The following is a 4,652-nucleotide window of genomic DNA, read 5'->3' as shown; positions in this document are numbered from 1 at the left end:
TATACTACGAAACGGATATGGAGATCCAAGGGTGCATTCTGAGGCAGGCAGCCTGTTTGGTTGCTATGATATATTGATTTTAATATACAAGGGTGGGTTTTAACCCACCGTAAACACGGTACATGGCGCATAACATAAATGGTGGGTTGAAACCCACCCTACCTCATTTATTGAAGCAAAGCCTTAACCTGCGCCGGCCAATCGGCGGGCAGGGTCATTTGGTGGCTGCGCACGGCCGGCGCCCAAATCGGCGCGGGGAAATTGGCGTCGTTGTCAAAACGCGCAATCACATGCCAATGCAGGTGCGGCACGACATAGCCCAAGCTCGCCAGATTGATTTTGGCCGGTCGGAACACTTGGCGCATAGCCGCTTCGACTTTGTACACCATCTGCATAATTTCATCGCGCTCAGCCGCCGACAAATCGGTCATCTCGGCGATATGCTGCTGCCAAATCACGCGGCAAAACGCAGGTGCGGCAGCTTCGTTGTGTACGGCAATCACGCGCAGGTTCGGCGTTTGCAATAAAATGTCTTCGTTTGCGGCATGGCAGATTGGGCAGGTCATGGTGTCGGCTTTAAGGGTTTAACGGCAGGTATTTTAAGCGAAAAGGCCGTCTGAATCATCTTTTTCAGACGGCCTTTGACATAATTTTAGACAAATAGTGTGGATACGGTGCAAATATGGCGGAAAACGGTAAGGATAGCGGTGCGGTTGAATATGAATAAAACAGTTATGTAGGGTGGGCAACTTGTTGCCCACCACATCAATACGAAAAGCATCAAACATTTTGGCGGCTATCCGTTACTTTGGGGCATGGTGGGCAACAAGTTGCCCACCCTACACATGACTTTTATGGTGCAGTCATTCTGTTTTTTATAGCGATAGAACATTTATGTAGGATGAGCGCAAGTATAAATCCTAAAAGGTAGCCGATAGCGGCGGCAGCCAGCAAATAAAGAAGCATAACGCCGAATTCAGACCGAAACGGATATTCGTTGGATACAGATGGGAAAATACTGATTAAACCAACTGAAAATACAATGGCGATAGGGTATATTGCATTTTGTTTGTTAAAAAACAGATAGCCTAGACAGCCGGTTACGATATATTTTGAAAAATAGACAAAGTTTACGGCATTAATGACGCGTTGTGAGTTCTAAGGCGTTGCATGTGAAAAAGCGTAGCTTCCCCAATAGGTAATCGCGATGTGTAAAAGGCAAAAAATGATGGGGATAATATATAAGCCGACTTTTGCTTTTTTCATGAAAGATTTTCCAATATAGCAGGTAGCAGAGTGTCACGATGCCGTGTTTACGAGGCATCAAGCAAACTTCGCCGCCCCCATATTCGCTAACTCATCCGCCCGTTCGTTTTCCGGATGTCCGGCATGGCCTTTGACCCATGCCCAGCGCACATCGTGCTTCTGCACCAATTCATCCAGCCGTTTCCACAAATCATCGTTTTTCACCGGCTTTTTCGCTGCCGTTTTCCAGCCGTTTTTCTTCCAGCCGTGAATCCAGCTTTCCATACCGTTTTTCACATATTGCGAATCAGTGCAGATTTGCACCGTGCAACGGCGTTTCAGGCTGGCTAAGCCTTCGATGACGGCGGTTAATTCCATGCGGTTGTTGGTGGTGTCGGCTTCGCCGCCGAATAGCTCTTTTCCATGCTCGCCGTAGCGCATCAATACGCCCCAGCCGCCCGCCCCGGGATTGCCTTTGCACGCGCCGTCGGTGTAGAGGTAAACGGTTTTGTCCATTATATTTATATTTGCCGTAATCGTTTGAATGGCCGCCATCATACCACAAGGCCGTCTGAAAAAACGCGCCGGCAAACGGTTTTCAGACGGTCTTAAGATGGGATATGATAAGGCGCTTGCGGCCTGATACTGACGCCGCGTTATCCCATTATCCGGTTTCGATACATGAAAACACACACGCTCTACCTCGCCTCCGGCAGCCCGCGCCGCCGCGAAATTTTAGAAAACCTCGGCTATACCGTTATCCGCCTGCCCGCCGACATCGACGAAACGCCGTCGGAAAACGAACCCGCTGCCGATTATGTGCAACGCATGGCGCGGCAGAAAAACGCCGCCGCCGTTGCCCAATGGCAGGCGCAGCACGACACGCCGCCGACGTTTCCCATCCTCACCGCCGACACCACCGTCGCCTATCAAAACCACATTCTCGGCAAGCCGGAAAACGCCGCCTATGCCGCGCAGATGTTGGCGCAGTTGTCCGGCACGACCCATCAGGTGTTGACCGCCGTATGCGTATATTGGCAGGGCGAAAGCCGCGCCGTATTGCAGCAGTCGGACGTGCGCTTCAAAGCCCTGAGCGGCGAAGAAATCCAAGCCTATATTGCCAGCGGCGAACCGATGGACAAGGCAGGCGCTTACGGCATTCAAGGCGTGGGCGGCGCTTTTGTCAAGCATTTGCAGGGCAGCTTTACCGGTGTGATGGGTTTGCCGGTATTTGAAACGATGGCGCTGTTGCGCGGCTTCGGGCTGAATGTGCCGCCGTTTGGCAAGGCCGTCTGAAATCCCGTTTTTTCAGACGGCCTGCCGCCAACGCGCTGCCGTTTTCAGTTACAATACGCCCCTAAAGTCATTTATCCGTAAAGAAGCAGCATGAAAGAGCATAAAGCCCGCAAGCGTTTCGGGCAGAATTTTTTGCAAGACACGCGCATTATCAGCGATATTGTCAACGCCGTGCGCCCGCAAGCCGATGATATCGTGATTGAAATCGGCCCCGGTCTGGCTGCGATTACCGAGCCTCTGGCGAAAAAATTGAACCGCCTGCATGTATGCGAAATCGACCGCGACATCGTCAAGCGTCTGAAAACGCTGCCCTTTGCCGACAAACTGGTAATACACGAAGGCGATGTGTTGCAGTTCGATTTCAACAGCATACCCGGCAAGAAAAAAATCGTCGGCAACCTGCCGTATAATATTTCCACGCCGCTCTTGTTTCATTTGGCCGAAGTCGCCGATGATGTGGTCGATATGCACTTTATGCTGCAAAAAGAAGTGGTCGAACGCATGGTGGCGATGCCGAAAACCAACGACTACGGGCGTTTGGGCGTGATGCTGCAATACTTTTTCGATATGGAAATGCTGATTGAAGTGCCGCCCGAATCGTTTGATCCCGCGCCGAAAGTCGATTCGGCGGTGGTGCGCATGATTCCGGTAAAACACCGTATCGGGGAAGCGGCCGATTTCGCGCATTTTGCCAAACTGGTCAAAGCCGCCTTCCACCAGCGCCGCAAAACTATCCGCAATAATCTGAAAGACATCGCTGATGACGGCGATTTGCAGGCCGTCGGCATCCAGCCGCAAGACCGAGCCGAACATATCGCGCCGGAACTGTATGTGAAATTGAGCAATTATCTGGTGCAAAAGGCCGTCTGAAAATATGGTTAAACGCGCCACAAAAATCGTGAACGGCTTGGCGCAATATTTGGACGCTTGCGGCGAGACGCTGACTTTGCACGATTTGCAGGTATTGAATCAACAGATATTGTCGGCGCTTGAATGGGACGTGGCGATTGCCGACGACCAAACGCGTTTGTTGGCATTATTTGCCAAGTTGCAGGCATTTTGGCGGCAGCCGGATTCGTTGGACGTTCTCGATAAATTAAATGATGAAGCGTGGGCGATGTGTGATGATTTTTCGCCGCAGAAAACCCTGTCCCGCTATGACCGTACCTTGCTGAGAATTTTATTAACCACAACCTATGCTAAAAGCGACAAGGCATTTTTTGAGGAGTCGTTGGAATATTTGGAATTGTGGTTTTCCGAGTTATAGTAAAAAAGTTTAAATAATATGATTAAATTCAAAAACGTACATAAACATTTCAAAGACCTGCACGTGATTAACGGTGTGAATCTGGAAGTCAAACAGGGCGAAGTGGTGGTGGTGTGCGGGCCTTCGGGCAGCGGCAAATCCACCCTGATCCGTACCGTCAACCAGTTGGAAAGCATTGAAAGCGGCGAAATCTGGGTGGACGGCGTGAATGTGGCCGACCCGAAAACCGATTTAAACAAAATCCGTGCCGAAGTGGGCTTTGTGTTCCAAAGTTTCAACCTTTATCCGCATCTGACCGTGTTGGAAAATATTGTGCTGGCGCCGATGAAGGTGAAAAAACAGAGCCGCGAGCAGGCGGAGGCCAAAGCGATGGAGCTGCTGGAGCGTGTCGGTTTGGCGCACAAAAAAGACGCTTTGCCCGGCCAGCTTTCCGGCGGCCAGCAGCAGCGCGTGGCGATTGCGCGCGGGCTGGCGATGGAGCCGCGTGTGATGTTGTTTGACGAACCGACTTCCGCGCTCGATCCGGAAATGGTCGGCGAAGTATTGAAAGTAATGAAAGATTTGGCCGAAAGCGGCATGACCATGATGTGCGTAACGCATGAGATGGGCTTTGCCCGCGAAGTGGCCGACCGCGTGATTTTCGTCGATCACGGCCAAATCATCGAAGAAGCCGCGCCGGAAGCGTTTTTTACCAACCCGCAGCATGAACGCGCCAAGCAGTTTTTGCAGCAGGTGATGACGCATTAAAAATAAGGGGCTGTACTAGATAACTAGATTTATTCAAAATCATTTAGAATAAATCCCATGAAAAAAAGTCGACTGAGCCCTTATAAGCAAAACAAGC

General features: G+C 50.9%; 6 protein-coding genes. 4 read left to right on the top strand and 2 right to left on the bottom strand.

What is annotated here, in order from left to right; genetic code table 11:
* Positions 1–167: 167 nt before the first annotated feature.
* Together J2T37_RS11445 and rnhA are read right to left on the bottom strand one after the other, a co-directional pair.
* Positions 168–566 (bottom strand): HIT family protein, encoded by a 399-nt coding sequence (locus J2T37_RS11445; protein ID WP_253356005.1) that lies wholly within the window; start codon positions 564–566, stop codon positions 168–170.
* Positions 567–1,323: 757 nt separating this feature from the next.
* The gene (gene rnhA, locus J2T37_RS11440) at positions 1,324–1,761 is read right to left on the bottom strand and encodes a ribonuclease HI (RefSeq protein WP_253356003.1); all 438 of its coding nucleotides are present in this window, start codon (positions 1,759–1,761) and stop codon (positions 1,324–1,326) included.
* 165 nt (positions 1,762–1,926) lie between these two features.
* Here rnhA and J2T37_RS11435 point away from each other — a divergent pair, with 165 nt between their 5' ends.
* The 4 genes from J2T37_RS11435 to J2T37_RS11420 all read left to right on the top strand — a co-directional run bounded on the left by J2T37_RS11435 (position 1,927) and on the right by J2T37_RS11420 (position 4,555).
* The gene (locus J2T37_RS11435; RefSeq protein WP_253356001.1) at positions 1,927–2,541 is read left to right on the top strand and encodes a Maf family protein; all 615 of its coding nucleotides are present in this window, start codon (positions 1,927–1,929) and stop codon (positions 2,539–2,541) included.
* 90 nt (positions 2,542–2,631) lie between these two features.
* On the top strand, positions 2,632–3,411 hold the full coding sequence (gene rsmA, locus J2T37_RS11430) for a 16S rRNA (adenine(1518)-N(6)/adenine(1519)-N(6))-dimethyltransferase RsmA (protein ID WP_253355999.1): 780 nt from the start codon (positions 2,632–2,634) through the stop codon (positions 3,409–3,411).
* A gap of 4 nt (positions 3,412–3,415) precedes the next feature.
* Complete coding sequence (locus J2T37_RS11425) at positions 3,416–3,808, top strand: hypothetical protein (RefSeq protein WP_253355997.1); 393 nt, start codon at positions 3,416–3,418, stop codon at positions 3,806–3,808.
* Positions 3,809–3,826: 18 nt separating this feature from the next.
* A complete protein-coding gene (locus J2T37_RS11420; RefSeq protein ID WP_253355994.1) occupies positions 3,827–4,555 on the top strand; it encodes an amino acid ABC transporter ATP-binding protein in 729 nt (242 codons plus the stop codon).
* The last annotated feature ends 97 nt before the right edge of the window (positions 4,556–4,652 follow it).

The organism is Neisseria perflava, from assembly GCF_024170405.1.
GTDB lineage: Bacteria > Pseudomonadota > Gammaproteobacteria > Burkholderiales > Neisseriaceae > Neisseria > Neisseria perflava_B.
The sequence above is the reverse complement of the archived record's forward strand: the minus strand, read 5'-3'. Positions and strand labels throughout refer to the sequence as shown.

Excerpts from the sequence above, each read along its gene's own strand:
- rnhA (WP_253356003.1), bottom strand. The coding sequence starts at position 1,761 with ATGGACAAAACCGTTTACCTCTACACCGACGGCGCGTGCAAAGGCAAT.
- J2T37_RS11425 (WP_253355997.1), top strand. The coding sequence starts at position 3,416 with ATGGTTAAACGCGCCACAAAAATCGTGAACGGCTTGGCGCAATATTTG.
- J2T37_RS11435 (WP_253356001.1), top strand. The coding sequence starts at position 1,927 with ATGAAAACACACACGCTCTACCTCGCCTCCGGCAGCCCGCGCCGCCGC.
- rsmA (WP_253355999.1), top strand. The coding sequence starts at position 2,632 with ATGAAAGAGCATAAAGCCCGCAAGCGTTTCGGGCAGAATTTTTTGCAA.
- J2T37_RS11445 (WP_253356005.1), bottom strand. The coding sequence starts at position 566 with ATGACCTGCCCAATCTGCCATGCCGCAAACGAAGACATTTTATTGCAA.
- J2T37_RS11420 (WP_253355994.1), top strand. The coding sequence starts at position 3,827 with ATGATTAAATTCAAAAACGTACATAAACATTTCAAAGACCTGCACGTG.